We start from the raw sequence: 19413 nt of genomic DNA on the forward strand, positions 1-19413 counted from the left end.
CTCGGGATGGGACGCTGTGGTGTGCGTGATGACCGCGGCGGTCATCCGGGCAGTGGGCCGGCCGCCTGGTGGCCGACGGCGGAGAGCGCGCCGTCCAGTTCCCGCCGGTCGATCTCGATGTCGAGGGTCGTGGTGACACGGGAGACCAGGAAGTACACACCGACCAGCCCGATGATCTCGACGAGCCGCCGGTCCCCCCGGTCCCTTCGCACCGGCTCGAGCGACTCGTCCCCGGCTCGGGTGTGGGTCGCCACGTCCGCGACGAAGGCCAGCAGATCCCGCTGCGGGCCGTCGAAGCACGGGGCGGCGAAGTCCCCCGAGCGGAGCGCGGCGAGCTGTTCGCGGGAGACACCGAAGCGCGCGGCGAGTCGCTCGTGCTGGGCCCAGACGTAGGTCGATCCGAAGCATTGGGAGCTGGCCAGAATCACCAGTTCCCTTTCGAAGTCGGACAGTTCGCCACCGGTGAGCTGGGCGAAGCCGATGTTCGCCACGGCCGTGAGCAGGCCGGGGCTGTGCCCGAGCACGCGGAAGACGTTGAGCAGGGTCGAATCCTGCGGGTCACCGTAGATGTGGGTCGGCATGCGGAAGTCCCGGTCGAACTCCGGGTAGGGGATGCGGGCCACGATGATTCCTTTTCGGGTAGTTCTCAGCCGTCGGCGAGTCGCAGCGTGGCGGCCAACAGCGCGCCCACGGCGCCGGTCTCGGTGAGGAAGCCGTCGTGCCCCTGACGGGAGTCGATCACCGTCAGTTCACGGCAGCCGGGCAGCTTCTCGGCCAGCTCGCGTTGCAGCCGCAGGGGATAGAGCCGGTCGCTCGCGATGCCGGCGACCACCGTCGGCACCGGACAGCCGGCCAGCGCGGCGTCCACGCCGCCCCGCCCCCTGCCGACGTCGTGTCCGTTGAGGGCTCGGGTGAGCACCACATAGCTGGACGGGTCGAAGCGGTCGACCAGCTTGCGGGCCTGGTGGCGCAGATAGCTCTCCACCGCGGACAGTTCTCGGCCGGGCCGCTGCGGAGCGTTGGCGAAGCGCTCGTCGAGTTCGAGTTCCGTGCGGTAGGTGAGGTGGGCGATACGCCGGGCCAGGGCGAGGCCGGCTGTGGGCGCACGGCCGGTCCCGTGGTAGTTCCCCTCCTGCCAGTGCGGGTCGCCGGTGATCGCCTCGATCTGGGTGCTCTGGGTGCCGATCTGATCGGCGGTGGCCCGGGCCCCGACTGCCAGCACCAGTGCGGCGGCGACCCGGTGCGGATGCCCGATCGTCCATTCCAGGGCCCTGGCCCCGCCCATGGAGCCGCCGGCCACGGCGGCGAACCGCCCGATGCCGAGCACATCGGCCAGCGCCGCCTCGGCGGCGACCTGGTCGCGCACGCTCACCTCGGGGAATCGCCCGCCCCACACCCCGCCGTCGGGGTGTGGGGCGGCCGGGCCGGTGCTGCCCCGGCAACCGCCGAGCACATTGGCCGCCAGCACACACCAGCGGCCGGTGTCCACCGCCCGGCCCGGGCCGATCAGCCCGTCCCACCAGCCGGGGGTGGGCTGACCGGGCCCGGCGGGCCCGGCCGCGTGCGCGTCGCCGGTCAGCGCGTGCAGCACCAGCACGACGTTGTCCCGTGCTGCCGAGGGACGGCCCCAGCACTGCACCGCCAGGCGCACCTCGGGCAGCACCTCGCCGGACTCCAGCGTCAGTGGCCCCACGTCGACGCGGCAGGGCCGGCCGTCGGGAGGCGGGAAGTCCACCCGGGGCGCGGGCAGCAGGTCGACGGTCACCGGGCCGCGGCGGCGAACCCGGTACGCAGGTCCGCCAGAATGTCGTCGATCGCCTCCAGGCCCACGGACAGCCGCACCGTGGCGGGGGTGACCCCGGCCGTGAGCTGCTCCGCCGTGCTCAACTGCGCGTGACTGGTCGTGGCCGGGTGCAGTACCAGCGACCGTACGTCGCCGATGTTGGCGACGTGGCTGTGCAGCGTCAGCGCGTCGATGAACCGGGTCGCCGCTTCCTCACCGCCCGCGATCTCGAAGGCGACCACGGCACCCGCGCCCCGGGGGGCGAGCCGCCGGGCGCGCTCGTACCAGGGAGAGGTGGGCAGGCCCGCGTACGCCACTGATGTCACCTCCGGCCGAGCGGCGAGGAACTCGGCCACGGCGGTGGCGTTTTCCACGTGCCGCTGCACCCGGAGGCTGAGCGTCTCGATGCCCTGTCCCAGCATGAAGGCGCTGAACGGGGAGACGGCGGCGCCGATGTCGCGCAGCAGCGAGACCCGTGCCTTGACCGCGTAGGCGGGCGGACCGAGCTCGGCGTAGACCAGACCGTGGTAACTCGGGTCCGGGGTGGTGAAGTTGGGGAACCGGCCGGACGTCCAGTCGAAGGTGCCGCCGTCGATCACCGCCCCCGCGATCGTGGTCCCGTGCCCGCCGAGGTACTTCGTGGCCGAGTGCACCACGACGTCGGCCCCGTGTCGCAGCGGCTGGATGAGATAGGGCGTCGCCACGGTGTTGTCGACGATCAGGGGAATGCCGTGCTCATGGGCGACGGCGGAGACACCCTCGACGTCGAACACGTCGTTGCGGGGATTGGAGATGGTCTCCCCGAAGAACGCCTTGGTGTTCGGCCGGACCGCCGCACGCCACTGCTCCGGGTCGTCGGGGTCGTCGACGAAGGACACCGTGACGCCGAAGCGGGGGAGCGTGTGGCAGAAGAGTGTGTAGCTGCCGCCGTAGAGCCGAGGGCTGGCCACGATGTGGTCGCCGGCCGCGGCCAGGTTGAGTACTGCGAAGGCCACCGCGGTTTGCCCGGAGGAGAGCAGCAGCGCCGCCACACCACCCTCCAGTGCCGCGATCCGCTGCTCGATCGCGTCCTGGGTCGGGTTCATGATGCGGGTATAGACGTTGCCGGTTTCCTCCAGCGAGAACAGCGCCTTGGCGTGCGCGGTGCTGTCGAAGGTGTAGGAGGTGGTCTGATAGATCGGCAGCGCCCTGGCGTGGCTGGCCGGGTCCGGCGTGTGCCCCGCGTGGATCTGCTTCGTCTCGAAGCCCCAGGCCCGGGTGGGATCCGCGGGGGTGCCATCGGTGACGGGTGCGGCGTCGTCAAGAACGGACATGGCTTTCCTCTCATAGGAAGGGAAAAAAGGAACCGGAGCGCGCGTCGGCACGCCGGGCGGCGGCTCGCCGTCGATGCCGAGCGAATTTGGGTGAATCGGGAGGACCGGGAAAAGGGGCCGAGTGCGCTTTCGTTTCGACCGCAAGAGATGCTAACGAGAGGGATCACGGTCCGGCAGGCACGTTCGGTGGACGCGCGAACGGGCGTCCGGCGTGCGCGAAGACGTTATTCAGCCGGTTGCGTCAAGCATTTGTCATGGATTCCCCGGATGCGTTTCCCGAGACGCGCGGGGACCCGTACGGCAAGGTCCGTGAACGCGAAGGGACCCGCCGTGGCGGGACCTGCCGGGATGTGAGGGCATCCCGGCAGGTCCCGCCACGGCGGGTCCGCCGACGGGAAACGCTATGCGCTTGTGGGGTGTACGGTCCGGCTCAAGCCGTCCGGCTCATGCGCTGCTCCAGTTGATCGGCGAAGTCCAGCCATCGCTCGGCGCAGCGGCGTATGAGCTCGGCGACCGGTTCCACGCAATGGGCCGGCACATCGTCGAGCAGCCTGATCTGTTCCTCTGTGTCGACCGCCTGCCGATGCAGCCAGCGCAGCAGGAGCCTGCCCGCCTCGGTGAAGCGGAGCGCCGGATCCCTGGCGAGGCTCCGCAGCAGAACATCCAGGTCGTCGTGGCCCGCGCCCCCGCGCGGGCGCCGTTCGGTCCGGTGGGGCAGGGGCCGGCCAGGCGCCTTGCGGCGGCCGGCCGGCACGGGGTCGTCGCCCCGGTCGAGCCGGCGGCGCACGTCGAGCACCGTGGTGGGCGACAAGCCGACCAGACGGGCGATCTGGCGCAGAGAGGCGTTGGGGTCGCTCGCCATCAACTCGCTCGCCATGCGCCTGCTCTCCGCGCTGTTCACGGGCCTGACCCGGCCGTCCCGGCCGATCCGGTTGTCCGACCGCGCAATCGCGTCGCTTGAACGCCTGCGCAGCGCGGCCACCGTGCGGGCGGACAGCCCCGTGACGGCCGCGATGGACCGATCCGACCACTGCGGGTGGGACGCGATGATCCGGTCCGCGGCGACCGTCCGCTCCATCCTGGTCAGTGGCAGCCCGTGAGTGGTGTTCGCTCTGACCGCGAGGACGTAGGCGTCCTGGGGGCTGCCGGAGAAGAACCGCACCGCGATGTCGGTGTCGCCGCGCAGTTCGGCGGCGCGCAGCCGGTGGGCGCCGTCGACCACGCGCATCGTCGCCTGGTGCACGACGATCGGCGGCAGCTCGGCTCCGGACTCGGCCAGCACCCGGCAGTACTCGTCGTCGGCACCGCACAGTCGGGGTGAATCGCCTGCCGACAGAGCGCCGATCGACACTCTCACGACGCCCTCGGGAGCTCTCGGCGTCGGCTGACCGGATACGTCGGCGCACAGACCGTTCGCGATGCGTGACGTGACAGGCAATTGATCCCCCAGGCCTCGTGCGGCAGACGGCGGATACGTTGCCTCATCACGCCGGCGCGCTGCTTCACCTCGCCTGGAACATACACATCCGGGTCGCGTGCCTGTCAATTGATTCCAGGTCGGCGGAGCGGGCTGTTCCGGGTCTTACCGACCGTGACCGTCATTGCCGCGGAATTCATCCGCGAGGTATGGACACGAGTGATACCGAAGAGGTCTGCGCGGGGAGTGGTATTTGGGCTCCCGGTCACTGTGAGCAGGGTGGGACCGGAATTTCGGACCCGGGACCGGCAGGTGCCCGACAATTCAGTTGAACGCTGTGATATGCATCATGCAAGTATCTGGGGCCGGAATTCGGCCGCCGCGGCGGGAACGGTGTGCCCGTGCCGGATCCGGCACGGGCACACCGTGGGGGCGGGGCTCAGTCCGTGGTCGCCGCCACCGCCTTCCAGGCGGGCGCCAGCAGCTCATGCAGGTCGCGTGCGGGATCGGCGAGGCCGTCGAGCACCGTCTCCGCGATGTTCTCCGGGACGGCGAGGGTCATGGTCTCGAGCCACTTGGCCCGCAGCCGCGCGGCGGACAGCGGGGCACCGGGGTCGCCCGGCGCCTCGGTGAACAGATCGGTGGCCTCCGCGCCGCCGGTGGAACGTACCCGTACATAAGAGGGGTAAGCGGCGGGGGAGCGTCGTCGAGGTCGGGTGCGTGGGTCACCCGGACCCGCCGGGCGAGGGCGGCGCGCGACGGGTCGCCGAGGCGGTCCTCGTTGATCTGTCGTGCGCCCGCGGCTCCCTCCAGGGCCACGGCGGCGAGCACATGCGGGAAGCTGTACTGGGCGTGCTCCAGGGTGCGCGGGTCCTGCTCGGACAGGAAGAGGGCGCCGGCGTGCGTCCGCACCTCGATCTCCTCGATCTCCCCGGCGCCGATCCCCAGGCGGTCCATCAGCGTGCCGAGGCCGTGCGCGGCCGCGTGGATATAGCGACAGCAGGCGTACGCCTTGAAGTACGTCCGCCCGGCCTCGAACTCCTCGCCCAGGCTCGCGACGATCTCGTTCTTCTCGGCGCCGGGGACGTCGAAGGGTGTCGCCGCGAATCCCGGCGGCGCCGGGGGCGTGTACCCGGCCGGGAGGGCGAGGTAGCCGGCTCGGGCCAGCTCCGCCGCCGCCACTCCCACGGAGGCTCCCCAGCCGATGGATTCCTTGGCCATCGGCAGGGCGAAGGTGGCCATGGGAGCGTGCTGCCACGCCAGGACGAGCGCCCGGGTGACGGCCTCGCCATCCAGGCCGCGCAGCCGGGCCGCTGTCGCGGCGGCGCCGAGGCTCCCGGCCGTCCCGGTGCAGTGGTACCAGTCCCCGCTGTGCCGGGGCCACAGCAGCGCCCCGGCACGCAGCCCCACTTCGTACCCCGCGACTTGCGCGGTGAGGAAGTCACGGACGGTGGTACCCGCGGGGGCGGCGGCGAGGCCCGCGGCGACGACGATGGACCCGGGGTGGATCCCGCCGCCGAGGTAGTGGCCGTCCTCGAAGTCCAGTGCGGTGGCCGCCGTCGCGTTGGCGAACGCGGCCCGGTCCGGGGCGGCGGATCCGCCGGCGGCCAGGGGCACACCTCCGGGGCCGGTACGGGCGTAGGCCGCGCCGAGCCGGGCGGCGGTCGTCCCCGCCCCGCCGAACATCACCGCGACGGTGTCCCGGAGCGCGTCGGCCGCCCTGTCGCGCACGGGCTCGGGTAAGTCATGCCAGCGCAGGTGGCTCGCCCAGGAGCCGACGCGCCGGGAGAAATCAGGAGAGTTCTGAGGCACAGGCCGATTCTGGGGCGCACGCCCATGGCGGACAAGTACGGACTTAATTGACCCTTGGTGACGAGATGTGTACCACTCCGGGCGTGCGGAGCCCCGGGGACGGGGTCCTGTCGAAGAGACGCCCGGTACGAGATATCTTGATGTCAAGCAATGTTATAGACGTGGAGCGGAGCACCCGGTGACTGACTCGACCATCATCTATACCCACACCGACGAGGCCCCGGCCCTGGCGACGCATTCCTTCCTGCCCGTGGTCAAGGCCTACGCCTCGCAGGCCGGGGTCACTGTGGAGACCCGTGACATCTCCCTGGCGGGCCGGATCATCGCCGGGTTCCCCGAGTACCTCGAGGAGGGCCAGCGCGTCGCCGACGCCCTCGCCGAGCTCGGTGAGCTCGCCAAGACGCCCGGCGCCAACATCATCAAGCTGCCGAACATCTCGGCCTCGATCCCGCAGCTGAAGGCCGCCGTCGCGGAGCTCCAGGAGCAGGGCTACGCGCTGCCGGACTACCCGGACGACCCGAAGACCGACGAGGAGCGCGACATCCGCGCCCGCTACGACAAGGTCAAGGGCAGCGCCGTCAACCCGGTCCTGCGCGAGGGCAACTCCGACCGGCGCGCCCCCGCCTCGGTGAAGAACTACGCCAAGACCCACCCGCACCGCATGGGCGCCTGGACCGCCGAGTCCAAGACGAACGTCGCCACCATGGACGCCGACGACTTCCGCTCCACCGAGAAGTCCGCGATCATCGCCGAGGACGGCGCGCTGCGCATCGAGCTCGCCGGTGACGACGGCTCCACCACCGTCCTGCGCGAGTCCGTGCCGGTGCTCGCCGGCGAGGTCGTCGACGCCTCCGTGATGCGCGTCGCCGCGCTGCGCGAGTTCCTCACGGCGCAGGTGGCCCGCGCCAAGGCCGAGGGCGTGCTGTTCTCGGTGCACCTGAAGGCCACGATGATGAAGGTCTCCGACCCGATCGTCTTCGGCCACGTGGTCCGCGCCTTCTTCCCGAAGACCTTCGCCGCGCACGGCGGTGCCCTGGCCGCGGCCGGCCTCACCCCGAACGACGGTCTCGGCGGCATCTTCAAGGGCCTGGAGGCGCTGCCCGAGGGCGCCGCGATCAAGGCGTCCTTCGAGGCCGAGCTCGCCGAGGGCCCGGCCCTGGCGATGGTCGACTCCGACCGCGGCATCACCAACCTCCACGTCCCCAGCGACGTCATCGTCGACGCCTCCATGCCGGCCATGATCCGCACCTCCGGCCACATGTGGGGCCCGGACGGCCAGGAGGCCGACACCCTCGCCGTGCTGCCCGACAGCAGCTACGCGGGCGTCTACCAGGCCGTCATCGAGGACTGCCGCGCCCACGGCGCCTTCGACCCGGCCACGATGGGCACGGTGCCCAACGTCGGCCTGATGGCCCAGAAGGCCGAGGAGTACGGCAGCCACGACAAGACCTTCGAGATCCCGGTCACCGGCACCGTCCGCCTGGTCGACCAGGCCGGGAACGTCGTCCTGGAGCAGACCGTCTCCGCCGGCGACATCTTCCGCGCCTGCCAGACCAAGGACGCCCCGATCAAGGACTGGGTGAAGCTCGCTGTCACCCGCGCCCGCGCCACCGGCGACCCGGCCGTCTTCTGGCTCGACGCGACCCGCGCCCACGACGCCAACCTGATCGCCAAGGTCGAGCAGTACCTGCCCGAGCACGACACCGAGGGCCTGGACATCCGCGTCCTGTCCCCGGTCGAGGCGACCAAGCTGTCCGTCGAGCGCATCCGCCGCGGCGAGAACACCATCTCCGTCACCGGCAACGTGCTCCGCGACTACCTCACGGACCTGTTCCCGATCCTGGAGCTGGGCACCAGCGCCAAGATGCTCTCGGTCGTCCCGCTGATGGCGGGCGGCGGCCTCTTCGAGACGGGCGCCGGCGGCTCCGCCCCCAAGCACGTCCAGCAGCTGGTCAAGGAGAACTACCTGCGCTGGGACTCGCTCGGCGAGTTCTTCGCGCTGGTCCCCTCCCTGGAGCACTTCGCGAAGACCACGGGCAACCAGCGCGCCCAGGTCCTCGCCGACGCCCTCGACCGCGCCACGGCGACCTTCCTCAACGAGGACAAGTCCCCGACCCGTCGCGTCGGCGGCATCGACAACCGCGGCAGCCACTTCTTCCTGTCCCTGTACTGGGCCCAGGAGCTGGCCGCGCAGACCGACGACGCGGACCTGGCCAAGGCCTTCGCCCCGCTCGCCGAGACGCTCGCCGCGAACGAGCAGAAGATCGTCGACGAGCTGAACGCCGTCCAGGGGCAGCCGGCCGACATCGGCGGCTACTACCAGCCCGACGTGACCAAGGCCGCGGCCGTCATGCGCCCGTCCGCGACCTTCAACGAGGCCATCGCGACCCTGGCCTGAACCCTGGCCTGACGCGCCCGGAAACCGGGCGGCGGCTCGCCGCCGCCCGGCCGTACGCACGCGACGCCACACCGCCCCGACCGGCGCACGCCGGTCGGGGCGGTTTCATGCCGTTTCCGCGTCGGCGTGGGCTCAGCGCGGGTTGAAGATCACGCTCTGGAAGCCGACGCCCTGCGGCGCCTGCTGCCCCGGGGCGAGCCGGATCGCGTCCCCCTTGCACTTCTTCTTGGAGTAGACGACGACCGGCGACTTCGTCTCGTTCCGGGCGGCGCGGGCCTCCTGGCCCATGTCGTAGCACTTGTTGTCCGGCGGGTTCTGGATGGAGTAGGCCTTCCCCTTCGGGCCCACCCAGAGGAACTGGCCGTTCGCGGCGAACGCGGTGCTGCCGAGCAGCGCGACGGCGAGGGGAAGGCCGGCGAGGGCGGCCACTGCGGTGCGGATGAGGCGCATCACGGATCCTTGGTCTCGATTGCGGGACAGGAGGGCGATTGGGCCCAATACGGTCAACGACGCTCGGCGCTTCCCGACACGCGCCGGACCGCCTCCGGACCGGCCGGTACGTGGCCGGTGAGCGCCCGGCGTGGCCGCGTACCGTTCGCGCGGCGGGGGGCGGCAGGGTAGACATGGGGTATGGCCCGAAGCCAGGGCCGCTCCTGGAGGCCCTCGGGCCGCTGGTTCGCCGTGGCGAGCACCCGCAGCGTCGCCGGACAGATGTTCGTGCTGCAGGTGCTGATCGTCGTGCTGCTCGTCGTGGCCGCGGCGGTCACCCTGCTGCTCCAGGCGCGGAGTGACAGATTCCAGGCGGCGCGCGACCGCTCGCTCGCCGCCGCCGAGGCGTTCGCCCACGGCCCCGGCATGGTGGCCACGCTGCGCGGCCCCGACCCGGCCGCCGTGCTCCAGCCGCTGGCGGAGGACGCCCGCCGGGAGGGCGGCGTCGACTTCATCGTGGTCATGAACCGGCAGGGCATCCGCTATTCCCACCCCGACCCCCGGCTCATCGGGAAGAAGTTCGTCGGCACCATCGGGCCCTCGCTCCAGGGCCACATCACCGTCGAGGAGGTCAACGGCCCCCTCGGAGAGGAGCTCCAGGTCGTCGTCCCGGTGACCGACCGGGGCCGGGTCGTCGGCATGGTCGCGTCCGGGATGAAGGTCAGCCGCGTGAGCAGCGCCGCCGACCGGCTGCTGCCCGTGGTGCTGGTCGCCGGTGCCATCGCGCTGCTGCTGGCCACGGGCGGCACATGGCTGGTGAGCAGACGGCTGCGGCGCCAGACCCATGGCCTGGGCCCGGCCGAGATGACCCGGATGTACGAGCACCACGACGCCGTGCTGCACGCCGTGCGCGAGGGCGTGGTCATCGTCGGCGGCGACGGCCGGGTCATGCTCGCCAACGACGAGGCCCGCCGCCTCCTCGGCCTGCCCGAGGACGTCGAGGGCCGGGCCGTCGACGGCCTCGGCCTCGACCCCCGGATGGCGGAACTGCTGGTCTCCCGCCGGGTCGCCACCGACGAGGTGATCCCCGTCGGGGAGCTGCTGCTGGCCGTCAACAACCGGCCCACCGACCGCGGGGGCGGCCCGCCCGGCAGCGTGGCCACGCTGCGTGACTCCACGGAGCTGCGCGCGCTCGCCGGCAAGGCCGAGGTCGCCCGTGAGCGACTGCGGCTGCTCTACGACGCGAGCGTGGCCGTCGGCACGACCCTGGACGTGCGGACCACCGCCACGGAGCTCACCAAGGTGGCCTCCCCCCGCTTCTGCGACTACGCCACCGTCGACCTCGCCGAGCCCGTCCTCCACGGTGAGGAGCCCCGCCCCTCGACGGCCGGCGCCCCGGAGCTGCGCCGGGTCGCGCTCAGCGGCGTCCGGGACGACCACCCCCTGTACGGGGCGGGCGAGGTGCACCGGTTCGCGGCGCCCACCCCGCAGGCCCAGGGCTTCATGAGCGGGCACCCCGTGCTCGTGGCGGAGCTCTCGGATTCCGTGGGCTGGCGCACCCAGGACCCCGCGCGCACCCAGCAGATCCTGGACTACGGCTTCCACTCGCTGATCACCGTGCCGCTGAAGGCGCGCGGCGTGCTGATGGGCATCGTGAACTTCTGGCGCGCCGAGGGCAGTGAGCCCTTCGAGGAGGAGGACCTGTCCCTGGCCGAGGAGCTGGCCGCGCGCGCCGCCGTGTGCATCGACAACGCCCGCCGCTTCACCCGCGAGCACGCCATGGCCGTCACCCTCCAGCACAGCCTGCTGCCGCGCGGAGTGCCCGAGCAGAGCGCCCTCGACATCGCCTACCGCTATCTGCCCGCCCAGGCCGGCGTGGGCGGCGACTGGTTCGACGTCATCCCGCTGCCGGGCGCCCGGGTCGCCCTCGTCGTGGGCGACGTGGTCGGCCACGGCCTCCACGCCGCCGCCACCATGGGACGGCTGCGGACGGCCGTGCAGAACTTCTCCTCCCTCGACCTGCCCCCGGACGAGCTCCTCGGGCACCTCGACGAGCTGGTCGCCCGCATCGACCAGGAGGCGGCGGAGGCGGCGGAGGCCGGCGAGGAGGCCGCGATCGCGGGTGCCACCTGCCTGTACGCCATCTACGACCCCACCTCCGGCATCTGCTCCCTGGCCCGCGCGGGCCACCCCCTGCCGGCCGTGGTCGGCCCCGACGGCGACGTCACCTTCCCCGAGCTCCCCGCCGGACCGCCGCTCGGGGTGGGCGGCATGCCCTTCGAGGCCATGGAGCTGACCCTGCCCGAGGGCAGCAGCCTGGTGCTCTACACCGACGGCCTCGTCGAGGACCGCCGCCGCGACTTCGACACCGGCCTGACCATCCTCGCCCACACCCTGGCCCGGCCCGGCCGCACGCCCCAGCAGACCTGCGAGGCCGTCCTGGAGGCGCTGCTGCCCGCCGAGCAGACCGACGACATCGCCCTCCTCGCCGCGCGCACCCGGATCCTGGAGCCCGGGCAGTCGGCCGAGTGGGAGCTGCCCGCCGACCCGGCCGTCGTCGGCCGCGCCCGCTCCGACGTCACCCGGCAGCTGGAGGAGTGGGGGCTGGAGGAGGCGCTGTTCACCACGGAGCTGATCCTCAGCGAGCTGATCACCAACGCCATCCGGCACGCCTCCGGCCCCATCCGGGTGCGGCTGCTGCGCGAGCGGGCCCTGATCTGCGAGGTGTCCGACACCAGCAGCACGGCCCCGCACCTGCGCTACGCGGCGGCGGAGGACGAGGGCGGCCGCGGCCTGTTCCTCGTCGCCCAGCTCGCCGAGCGCTGGGGCACCCGCTACACCCCCGAGGGCAAGGTCATCTGGGCCGAACTGCCCCTGACCTGAGCACTACCCGTATACCAGCGCCGTGTTCTCCAGCGGCGGGGTGCCGAGCACGTGGACGCGCCGCAGATGGCGCGGCGAGCGGCTGGTGAAGGCCTCCCGGCCGTGCAGCAGCGTGTAGTTGTCGGCGACGACGACGTCCCCGTCGCGCCAGGCGTGGGCGTACAGGTGGCGCGGGTCGTGGAGGGCCGCCTGCAGCGTGCGGTGGAACTCGGGCAGGAGCTCCCCGGGCACGCCGGTGAACTCCAGGTCCGGGTGGTTGAGGAAGACCTCGCCCGCCGGGACCGGCTCGTTGTAGCGGATCACCGCGCGGCCGCCCGGGCGCGTGGTGACGACGGGCGAGACGCACTCGCCCGCGTACTCCGCGGCCGCCCGGCGGTAGCGGCCGGTGACCCGCTCCCACAGCTCCCGGTGCTCCGGGGCGGCGTCGCGGAGCACGGCCTCGGTCTGCGAGAAGGTGGTCCGGCCGCCGTCGCCCTCGCCGGGCGCGGAGACGCACTGGAAGATCTGGAACTCGGCGATCTGCTCGCGGTACATGCCGTCCCAGTGCAGCGGGACGTAGCGGTGGTCGAAGATGTGGTCGTCGGGCTCGTCGTGCTCGACGAGCTCCAGCACGGGCCCGTAGGGCCACATGCCGATCTCGCCCCAGCGGGCGCTCCACTCGGTGAGCGCCCCGGCGTCGTCGAAGGCGGTGAACCCGCGCAGCAGCACGAGATGGTGACGTGTGGTCAGTTCGCGTAGTGCGGCTATGGACAGTCCGGTGACGTCGGTGCCGGGCGAGGCGGCGTCGACGCGCACGCCGAACGGCTCCAGCGCGGTGACGGGGTGACCGGAGAGGTTGATCATGACTGTGCCCTTCGGTGGATACGGGGTGCCCGGTCAGGCGGCGGGGACCGCGACGGGAGCGGCGGCGGTGACGAGCGCGGGCGCGGGCCGCGCGTAGTGGCTCGGGCGGCCGTCCGCCAGGACCGGCTCGGCGCCCCGCTCCTCGGCCTCGCTCCGCTTGACCAGGACGTACCGGCCGCCGCCGGTGTCCAGCGCCACGCTGTGCCAGGGCGTCAGCCAGTTGTCCGGGGTGTCCACGAGGTGGATGCCGAGCTTCTCCGCGCCGCAGGGCTGCGGGTGGATGGACAGCCGCACGGCTCCGGGGAACCGTTCGGCGAGCAGGTCGCCCCACGCCTTGCTGCGCTGCATCACGGTGTACGCGCGGTTCCGGGCGTCGCGCTGGAGGGCGGCCCGGCTGCCGGCGCGGCCGGGGGTGTCGGCGTCCTCGAACAGGAAGCGCGTCATGGCCCGGTAGAGCGCGACCTCCTCGCCCGCCCGCACGCGCTCCTTCAGCGAGTCGAGGGGCTCGGCGTACCGCTCGGCGAGGAGCTCCCGCATCCGGTCGTGGCCGAGCCCGGCGAACTCGGGGACGTCCTCCAGGTTGAACAGGCCGATGCCGCTCGGCTCCGGCAGCGCGTCGATGAGCCGCTGCATCTCCCGCTGGTAGCCGGTGATGTGGGCGTCCGGGATGCCGACCGCGTCACTGAAGACCCGGCCGTCGGAGCAGATGAGGATCTCGGCCCCCGGCGCGTACACCGCGCGGATCCGCGCGGTCAGCCCGGCGAGGAAGCCCAGCGCCAGCCGCTCCGCCATGTCGGGCAGCGTCCCGAGCACCTTGGCGGCGTTGGGGGACTTGCCGGGGAAGGCCGGCAGCACGAACCGCACCGGCTCGCCGGCCTCGACGTACCGGGTGACGCGGGCGAGATGGGCGTCCCGGCAGTCGGGGCAGGGGGTCCGCGCACAGCCGCCCGTCCGCTGCCCCTTGCGCTGATGACGCAGGACCAGCTCCATGACTCGGCGCGCGATGAGCGCGTCGTCGCCCCTGTCGGCCATCGGTGTCCTCCCGGATCCCGTTCGATGCTGTAAGCGTTCGATGCTGTAAGGAGGGACCATCCTGGCAAGAGCTAGAACTTTCAAGTAATCGCATTCATCCATAGGATGCGGGTTATGGATCTCGAAGTGCGCCACCTCAAGGTGGTCTGCGCGATAGCCGACGCCGGCAGCATCACCCGCGCGGCCGCCGCGCTCGGCGTCTCCCAGCCCTCCCTCACCGCCCAGATCCGGCGGATCGAACGGGTCCTGGGCGGCGCCCTGTTCGCCCGGTCCCGGCACGGTGCCGCGCCCACCGCGCTGGGCGAGTTCGTGCTCGCCAGGGCGCGTTCGGTGCTGCCGTCGATCGAGGCGATCCAGCGCGAGTCCGCGCTGCACACCGGCTCCACCGAGGGCCGCCGCCCCCTGCGGTACGTGGCCACCCCCGGGCCGCTCGCGGTCGGCCTGGTGCGCGAGCTCCAGGAGCTCTTCCCCGGCGCCCTGCCCACCCTGCGCACCGAGCCCAACCTCGCCACCGCCGCCGACCTCGTGGTCAGCGGCCAGCAGGACCTGGCCGCCGTGGCCGAGTACGTCCGGCCGTCCTCCGAGCTGCCGCCCGGTCTGGGATCGGCGGTCGTCGCCACCGAACCGGTCTTCGTCCTGCTGCCCCAGGTCCACCCCCTGGCCGCCCGGCCGGAGCTCCGGCTGGCGGAGCTGGCCGACGCGGAGTGGACCCTCGCGGCCAGTCAGGGCAACGGCCTGTTCGACTCCTTCACCGCCTCCTGCGCCCGCGCGGGCTTCACCCCCAGGGTCCGGCACGATGCCGAGGCCGGGGCGGCCCGCGAACTCATCGCCGACGGCCAGGCGGTGGGCCTGGGCCAGGCCACCTTCCGCGCCACCCCGGGCATCGTCCCGCGCCCCCTGGCGGGCACCCCGCTACGGATCCGCCACCTGCTGCTGTGGCACCGGCAGGGCGCGCTCAGCGCGCACGCCCCCGCCATCGCCGCCCGCGCCGACCGCGTCTACGCCACCGCCGTGCGCCGCAGCCCCCACTATCTCGACTGGCTGGCCGAGAACCCGCCGCTGGAGGAGCGACGGGCGGGCTGACGTCTACTCCACCAGCCCCGCCAGTGCCGCGAGGACCTCCGGCCAGGCGGCCGAACGCGGGTCGATCAGCGCGAAGTGCTCCACGCCCGGCAGCTCGACCAGCGCCACCGGATCGCCCAGCCGCCGGGCCCGGGCGGCGAACGTCCGGCTCATCGCCACCGGAATCTGCTCGTCCGCCGTGCCGTGCACCAGCGTCACCCGCACCCCGGTGGGCAGCAGCCACCCCGGATCGGCGGCGGCGTAACGTTCCGGTACGCCCTCGGGCGTCCCGCCGAGCAGTGCCCGGGCCGCCCCCTCGTCGAGGTCCCACAGCGCCGCCAGGGTCGGCGAGGCGCAGCCCGCGAGGCTGAGCACGGCCGCCTCCGGGCGCGCGGCGTGCCATGGCGAACCCTGCGGCAACCGGTGCCGCGACGCCGCCCACAGCGCGAGGTGGCCGCCCGCCGAGTGCCCGGCCCAGACCTGCCGGCGCGGATCCGCGCCGAGGCGGGTGGCCAGCCCGGCCGTCGCGTCCGCCACCGCCGCGATGTCGTCGAACGTGCCCGGCCAGCCCCCGCCGGGCGTCCCGGTGCGCCGGTACTCGGCCGCGACGACCGCGTACCCGGCCGCGGCCAGGGCGTTGGCCATGGGGCGGATGTGCCTGCGGTCGTACTCGGCCCGCCAGAAGCCGCCGTGGACGATCAGCACCAGGGGAGCGCCGTCCCGGGGCGCGGGCCACAGATCGACGACCTGGTCCCGGTGGGTGCCGTAGGCCAGGGTGCGGTACGGGCGCGGGGCCTGCCGGGAGAGCACGTCCCGGCTCATGGCGCGCCCCGGCTCACGGCGCACCCGCCGGACCGTCCCATTCATGCGACTTCACCGCATTCCTCCCGGTCGTCCCGGCCGTTGCGGAGCAGGTCACGGCCCATCCGAGGCAGGCCGCGGCCGTGCGGGTGCTACGTTCCCTGGTTGACAGATCCTCAGTACGTCAAGCCGTCGTCCAGGCGGCGTTTTTGTCACTTCAGGAGAACTTGTTTACATGACCGCCATCACCACTGAACCCGTCCGCGTCCTCGCGATATCCGGAAGCACCCGTACCGCCTCCGTCAACGCCGCCATCCTGCGCGCGGCCGGCGAACTGGCGGGCGCCGAGGTGAAGCTGGAGCTGTGGGACGGCCTCGCCGCCGTCGAGCCCTTCAACGAGGACGACGAGGCCGCGCCGGGCGCCGGTGTGCGGGCCATGCGCGAGGCCATGCTCGCCGCCGACGCGCTGCTGTTCGCCACCCCCGAGTACAACTCCTCCCTGCCCGGCCAGCTGAAGAACGCCCTCGACTGGGCCTCCCGCCCCTACCAGGCCAGCGCGCTCCACGGCAAGACCGCCGCCGTCATCGGCGCCAGCCCGAGCGGCTACGGTGCCAAGTTCGCCCAGGCCGAGCTGCGCAAGGTGCTGACCGCCTGCGGCAGTGACGTCGTCGGCGACGAGCTGTGCGTGGCCAAGGCCCACACCGCCCTCGGCGAGGACGGCCTGCCCGTCGGCGAGGAGCTGCGCGCCGCCCTGACCGCCCTGGTCGCGGCCGTCGTCGCCAAGGTCCGCGGCTGACCCTCCGGTCGACCGGACGCCGCCGGGCCGGGCACCCGCTCCGGCCCCGCCCGGCCCCGGCCCGGCGGCGTCGCCGGGCCGGAATGGCGTGAATCGTTCGGTCGCCCCCAGAGGTTGACCGGATCATCGCACGCCGTAACGGGTGTGGTGGGAACATCATCGGGTCGTCGCGGTGCGCGCTGAGTGAAAGCTGTCGAGCCGAGTGGGACAAGCGCTCGGTCCGGCGCCGCCGCCCGTGCTTCTCGGCGCAGGTGTACAGGTGTCACGAAGGCGCGGCCGCCCCCCTTGAGTTCGAAGACCGGGAGCCGATGTGGCACTGGACCAGGCGTCCGTCATCTCCGAGTGGGTCCTGCCCGCCGCCGTCTGCGCGCCCGTCACCTGGATCTGCCTGGTCTTCCGCTTCCGCGAGGACGGCAGGCTGCTGGGGACGGCGCGCTCCTCGGCGCTGGCGCTGTGCGTCGTGCTGTGGACCTCCGGAATGGCCGCCCTGGCCAGCGGAGTCCTGCTGCCGCTGACCCCCAGCGTGCCCCCGATGGCCGTGGGCGTCGCCACCGGCTGGGGCGTGAGCCCCCGGGGCCGGGGCGGCGAACGCAACGGCGGCGGCCCCGCCATGGCCGTCCTCACCCTCGGCAACTCCCTGCTGCTCCACCAACTGGCGCTGCGCCTGCGGACGGACCGGGCCGACTGGTGCGAGCGGATGGCCGAGGGCTTCCGGGACTGCTGGCACCTCGACTACTACGCCGACGACATCAGGTCCCACCTGCTGCTGCGGGTCGACGTCCAGGGCCGTACGAACCGGGCCCGGACGCTGGCCAAACGCGAGATCAACGAGCGGCACAAGGAGGTGCGGGCGGCGGCGCAGAGGTGGATCACCGTGGAGACGAAGGTCAAGAAGGCCGCCCGGCTCCAGGACCGGCTGCCCGAACCGGATGAGATCCGCCAGGTCAAGCGGGCGTTCGGGGAGGCCGAGCAGTATCTGCGGCATCTGCTGGAGCTCGCGCACACCCATGGCAAGCGCAGCGACGGGGTGAAGATCCTCGCCATCAAGGAGCGCTATCTGGTCCCGCCGGGCATGGACGAGGCCCTGGGCGGCGGGCCCGGCGCGCCGGACACGGACCCGCAGGGCGTTTCCCGGCGCTGATGCCCCGGCCGTCGAGTCAGCGATGCCGCGAGCGGGTGGCCAGGGGAGCGGCGGGGGCCGTCTCCAGACGGCCGGAAGCGGCGGTGTCGTCCGCCGGATGGTGGGTGGGGGCGCCGGAGGCGTCCCGGAAGGTGATCTCGATCGTGGCGTCGAGGGATTCGGCTACGGCGGCCAGCGAGCGGAGGGTGAGGTTCTCGTCGCCCGAGAGGATCTGACTGACCCGGCCGGGGGAGACGCCGAGCTGCTCGGCCAGTTCCTTGCGGGTCATGTCCCGTTCGGCGAGGAGGCCGGCCAGCGAGGCCGTCGTCTGTCGGGCGAGCCGGGCTCCCGCCGGCGCCGCGCCGTGTCCGCCTTCGTGACCGCTCCTGCGCCAGGCCATGTCGTCCCCCCACCAGCTGAACTTCCGGGCTTTCCTTGGGTGCAGCATGCCACCTTTAGCCCTGACTAAAAGACCAGTCTGGCGCAAAGGCCCGCGCGCGACAACCGGGCGGCACCGGTTCCCGCCCGGTGACCAGGGGATACGTGGTTGACGACAACTTTCGGCCAGATCCGGGGAATTCACCCCGGCGGAGGTGTCGCGGGGGGCGCCGCCGGGCGCGGGCGGAGAGTCTGGTCAACCCCCTTCCCGCCGCCTACGATGCGAACGCTCCCGGTCCCACCGGCCCCGGAAGAGGGCGTGGATTGTCATGAGCATGGCTTGTCTGGGTCGTGTCGCGAGCGTCGCGACCCGCATCGCCGCCCGCCCTCCCGGCCGTCCGGCACATGAGTCACCGGCACATGAGTCAGTCGTCACTCCCGCCGCCCAACCGATTGGAGCGCCATGCCCACCGGTCTTCTCACCGCGGGTGCGATCGCGACCCTGCTCGCGGCCCCGCTGTCCACGCACAATCCCTCCGTCATCACCAACCCGCCGCCGGACAAGATCGTGATCGAGGTCGCCACGGTCAACGGCTCGGGATGTCCGGCCGGGACCGCCGCCGTCGCGGTCTCGCCCGACAACACCGCCTTCACCGTGACCTACAGCGACTACCTCGCGCAGGTGGGCGTCGGGTCCAAGCCCACCGACTTCCGCAAGAACTGCCAGCTCAACCTGAACGTCCACGTCCCCCAGGGCTTCACCTACGCGATCGCCGCCGCCGACTACCGCGGCTACGCCAAGCTGGAGCCCGGCGCCTCGGGCACCGAGAAGGCGTCGTACTACTTCCAGGGCTCGCCCGTCACCACCCCGAGCAGCCACACCTTCAAGGGCGCCTACGAGGACAACTGGCAGACCACCGACTCCGTGCCCATCGCCGCGCTGGTCTGGGCGCCCTGTGGCGAGCTGCGGAACTTCAACATCAACACCGAGCTGCGGGTCAACGCGGGCACCTCCGACCCCACCAAGACCACCAGCTTCATGACCATGGACTCCACGGACGGCAGCCTCAAGACCATCTACCACCTGGCGTGGAAGGAGTGCCCGGCCAGATCCTGACGGGACGCCCCGTCGGGGCCCGCCCCACGCGGGCCCCGGCGGCCGACCTGTCCGAGGCGTCGTGTTCTCCCTCACATCGACTTTGCACCCCAGGCACCCGTCCCGACCTGGGGCTATCGCGCTCAGTGCGCTGGTGGTAACCCAAAGGGTATAGACCTGTGGCGGAAAGGGGGCGAATGTTGGGGGAATCCCTCGCCCGGCGCCCTCGCGCCCCCTCGAACGCCCCAGA

The 19413-nt window shown here is 72.4% G+C and carries 17 protein-coding genes; 6 read left to right on the top strand and 11 right to left on the bottom strand.

Features of this window, described 5'->3' with window-relative positions:
* Positions 1–41: 41 nt before the first annotated feature.
* From EKH77_RS27370 to EKH77_RS27390, 6 genes are all read right to left on the bottom strand, one after another.
* Positions 42–623, bottom strand: a complete 582-nt coding sequence (locus EKH77_RS27370; RefSeq protein WP_126916939.1) for a carboxymuconolactone decarboxylase family protein — start codon at positions 621–623, stop codon at positions 42–44.
* A 23-nt stretch (positions 624–646) separates the two neighbouring features.
* Positions 647–1765, bottom strand: a complete 1119-nt coding sequence (gene metX / locus EKH77_RS27375) for a homoserine O-acetyltransferase MetX (RefSeq protein WP_206279935.1) — start codon at positions 1763–1765, stop codon at positions 647–649.
* Complete coding sequence (locus EKH77_RS27380; RefSeq protein WP_126916940.1) at positions 1762–3096, bottom strand: bifunctional o-acetylhomoserine/o-acetylserine sulfhydrylase; 1335 nt, start codon at positions 3094–3096, stop codon at positions 1762–1764. The genes metX and EKH77_RS27380 overlap by 4 nt, the downstream gene beginning before the upstream one ends.
* A 430-nt stretch (positions 3097–3526) precedes the next feature.
* Entirely contained in the window at positions 3527–4447 is a 921-nt protein-coding gene (locus EKH77_RS27385) for a ParB/RepB/Spo0J family partition protein (protein ID WP_240667562.1), read from the bottom strand.
* A 505-nt stretch (positions 4448–4952) separates the two neighbouring features.
* Entirely contained in the window at positions 4953–5075 is a 123-nt protein-coding gene (locus EKH77_RS34435; RefSeq protein WP_276319242.1) for a hypothetical protein, read from the bottom strand.
* A complete protein-coding gene (locus EKH77_RS27390) occupies positions 5072–6325 on the bottom strand; it encodes an MmgE/PrpD family protein (RefSeq protein WP_164737879.1) in 1254 nt (417 codons plus the stop codon). The genes EKH77_RS34435 and EKH77_RS27390 overlap by 4 nt, the downstream gene beginning before the upstream one ends.
* Positions 6326–6503: 178 nt before the next feature.
* Between EKH77_RS27390 and EKH77_RS27395 the strand changes: the two genes are divergently transcribed.
* A complete protein-coding gene (locus EKH77_RS27395; RefSeq protein ID WP_126916942.1) occupies positions 6504–8723 on the top strand; it encodes an NADP-dependent isocitrate dehydrogenase in 2220 nt (739 codons plus the stop codon).
* 132 nt (positions 8724–8855) lie between these two features.
* Here EKH77_RS27395 and EKH77_RS27400 read toward each other — a convergent pair whose 3' ends face one another.
* Positions 8856–9173 carry a hypothetical protein gene (locus EKH77_RS27400; protein WP_126916943.1) on the bottom strand — a complete coding sequence of 106 codons (318 nt, stop codon included), beginning with the start codon at positions 9171–9173 and terminating at the stop codon, positions 8856–8858.
* Positions 9174–9353: 180 nt separating this feature from the next.
* Here EKH77_RS27400 and EKH77_RS27405 point away from each other — a divergent pair, with 180 nt between their 5' ends.
* Positions 9354–12035: a SpoIIE family protein phosphatase gene (locus EKH77_RS27405; protein ID WP_126916944.1), complete on the top strand. Its 2682-nt coding sequence runs from the start codon at positions 9354–9356 to the stop codon at positions 12033–12035.
* Positions 12036–12038: 3 nt separating this feature from the next.
* On the opposite strand, the gene EKH77_RS27410 is transcribed toward EKH77_RS27405, so the two are convergent.
* Both EKH77_RS27410 and EKH77_RS27415 read right to left on the bottom strand, forming a co-directional pair.
* Entirely contained in the window at positions 12039–12878 is an 840-nt protein-coding gene (locus EKH77_RS27410) for a TauD/TfdA dioxygenase family protein (protein WP_126916945.1), read from the bottom strand.
* A 33-nt stretch (positions 12879–12911) separates the two neighbouring features.
* The gene (locus EKH77_RS27415; protein ID WP_126916946.1) at positions 12912–13910 is read right to left on the bottom strand and encodes an L-tyrosine/L-tryptophan isonitrile synthase family protein; all 999 of its coding nucleotides are present in this window, start codon (positions 13908–13910) and stop codon (positions 12912–12914) included.
* Positions 13911–14024: 114 nt separating this feature from the next.
* Between EKH77_RS27415 and EKH77_RS27420 the strand changes: the two genes are divergently transcribed.
* Positions 14025–14993 carry a LysR family transcriptional regulator gene (locus EKH77_RS27420; protein WP_164737880.1) on the top strand — a complete coding sequence of 323 codons (969 nt, stop codon included), beginning with the start codon at positions 14025–14027 and terminating at the stop codon, positions 14991–14993.
* Between the two features lie 3 nt (positions 14994–14996).
* Here the strand turns inward: EKH77_RS27420 and EKH77_RS27425 are convergent, their stop codons facing one another.
* The gene (locus EKH77_RS27425) at positions 14997–15839 is read right to left on the bottom strand and encodes an alpha/beta hydrolase (protein WP_206279936.1); all 843 of its coding nucleotides are present in this window, start codon (positions 15837–15839) and stop codon (positions 14997–14999) included.
* A gap of 169 nt (positions 15840–16008) precedes the next feature.
* Here EKH77_RS27425 and EKH77_RS27430 point away from each other — a divergent pair, with 169 nt between their 5' ends.
* Both EKH77_RS27430 and EKH77_RS27435 read left to right on the top strand, forming a co-directional pair.
* Positions 16009–16569, top strand: coding sequence for an NADPH-dependent FMN reductase (locus EKH77_RS27430; protein ID WP_126916948.1), 561 nt, complete (start codon positions 16009–16011; stop codon positions 16567–16569).
* 310 nt (positions 16570–16879) lie between these two features.
* Positions 16880–17710: a hypothetical protein gene (locus EKH77_RS27435; protein ID WP_126916949.1), complete on the top strand. Its 831-nt coding sequence runs from the start codon at positions 16880–16882 to the stop codon at positions 17708–17710.
* Positions 17711–17726: 16 nt separating this feature from the next.
* Here EKH77_RS27435 and EKH77_RS27440 read toward each other — a convergent pair whose 3' ends face one another.
* Positions 17727–18137 carry a helix-turn-helix domain-containing protein gene (locus EKH77_RS27440; RefSeq protein ID WP_240667563.1) on the bottom strand — a complete coding sequence of 137 codons (411 nt, stop codon included), beginning with the start codon at positions 18135–18137 and terminating at the stop codon, positions 17727–17729.
* A 393-nt stretch (positions 18138–18530) separates the two neighbouring features.
* On the opposite strand from EKH77_RS27440, the gene EKH77_RS27445 reads away from it, so the two are divergent.
* Positions 18531–19184, top strand: a complete 654-nt coding sequence (locus EKH77_RS27445; protein ID WP_126916950.1) for a DUF4360 domain-containing protein — start codon at positions 18531–18533, stop codon at positions 19182–19184.
* The last annotated feature ends 229 nt before the right edge of the window (positions 19185–19413 follow it).

It is taken from the genome of Streptomyces luteoverticillatus, from assembly GCF_003970715.1.
Taxonomy (GTDB): Bacteria; Actinomycetota; Actinomycetes; order Streptomycetales; family Streptomycetaceae; genus Streptomyces; species Streptomyces abikoensis.

Bases quoted from the DNA above. Each gene is read 5' to 3' on its own strand.
- EKH77_RS27380 (WP_126916940.1), bottom strand. From the start codon at position 3,096: ATGTCCGTTCTTGACGACGCCGCACCCGTCACCGATGGCACCCCCGCG.
- EKH77_RS34435 (WP_276319242.1), bottom strand. From the start codon at position 5,075: ATGACCCTCGCCGTCCCGGAGAACATCGCGGAGACGGTGCTCGACGGC.
- EKH77_RS27400 (WP_126916943.1), bottom strand. From the start codon at position 9,173: ATGCGCCTCATCCGCACCGCAGTGGCCGCCCTCGCCGGCCTTCCCCTC.
- EKH77_RS27405 (WP_126916944.1), top strand. From the start codon at position 9,354: ATGGCCCGAAGCCAGGGCCGCTCCTGGAGGCCCTCGGGCCGCTGGTTC.
- EKH77_RS27410 (WP_126916945.1), bottom strand. From the start codon at position 12,878: ATGATCAACCTCTCCGGTCACCCCGTCACCGCGCTGGAGCCGTTCGGC.
- EKH77_RS27415 (WP_126916946.1), bottom strand. From the start codon at position 13,910: ATGGCCGACAGGGGCGACGACGCGCTCATCGCGCGCCGAGTCATGGAG.
- EKH77_RS27420 (WP_164737880.1), top strand. From the start codon at position 14,025: ATGGATCTCGAAGTGCGCCACCTCAAGGTGGTCTGCGCGATAGCCGAC.
- EKH77_RS27425 (WP_206279936.1), bottom strand. From the start codon at position 15,839: ATGAATGGGACGGTCCGGCGGGTGCGCCGTGAGCCGGGGCGCGCCATG.
- EKH77_RS27430 (WP_126916948.1), top strand. From the start codon at position 16,009: ATGACCGCCATCACCACTGAACCCGTCCGCGTCCTCGCGATATCCGGA.
- EKH77_RS27440 (WP_240667563.1), bottom strand. From the start codon at position 18,137: ATGCTGCACCCAAGGAAAGCCCGGAAGTTCAGCTGGTGGGGGGACGAC.
- EKH77_RS27445 (WP_126916950.1), top strand. From the start codon at position 18,531: ATGCCCACCGGTCTTCTCACCGCGGGTGCGATCGCGACCCTGCTCGCG.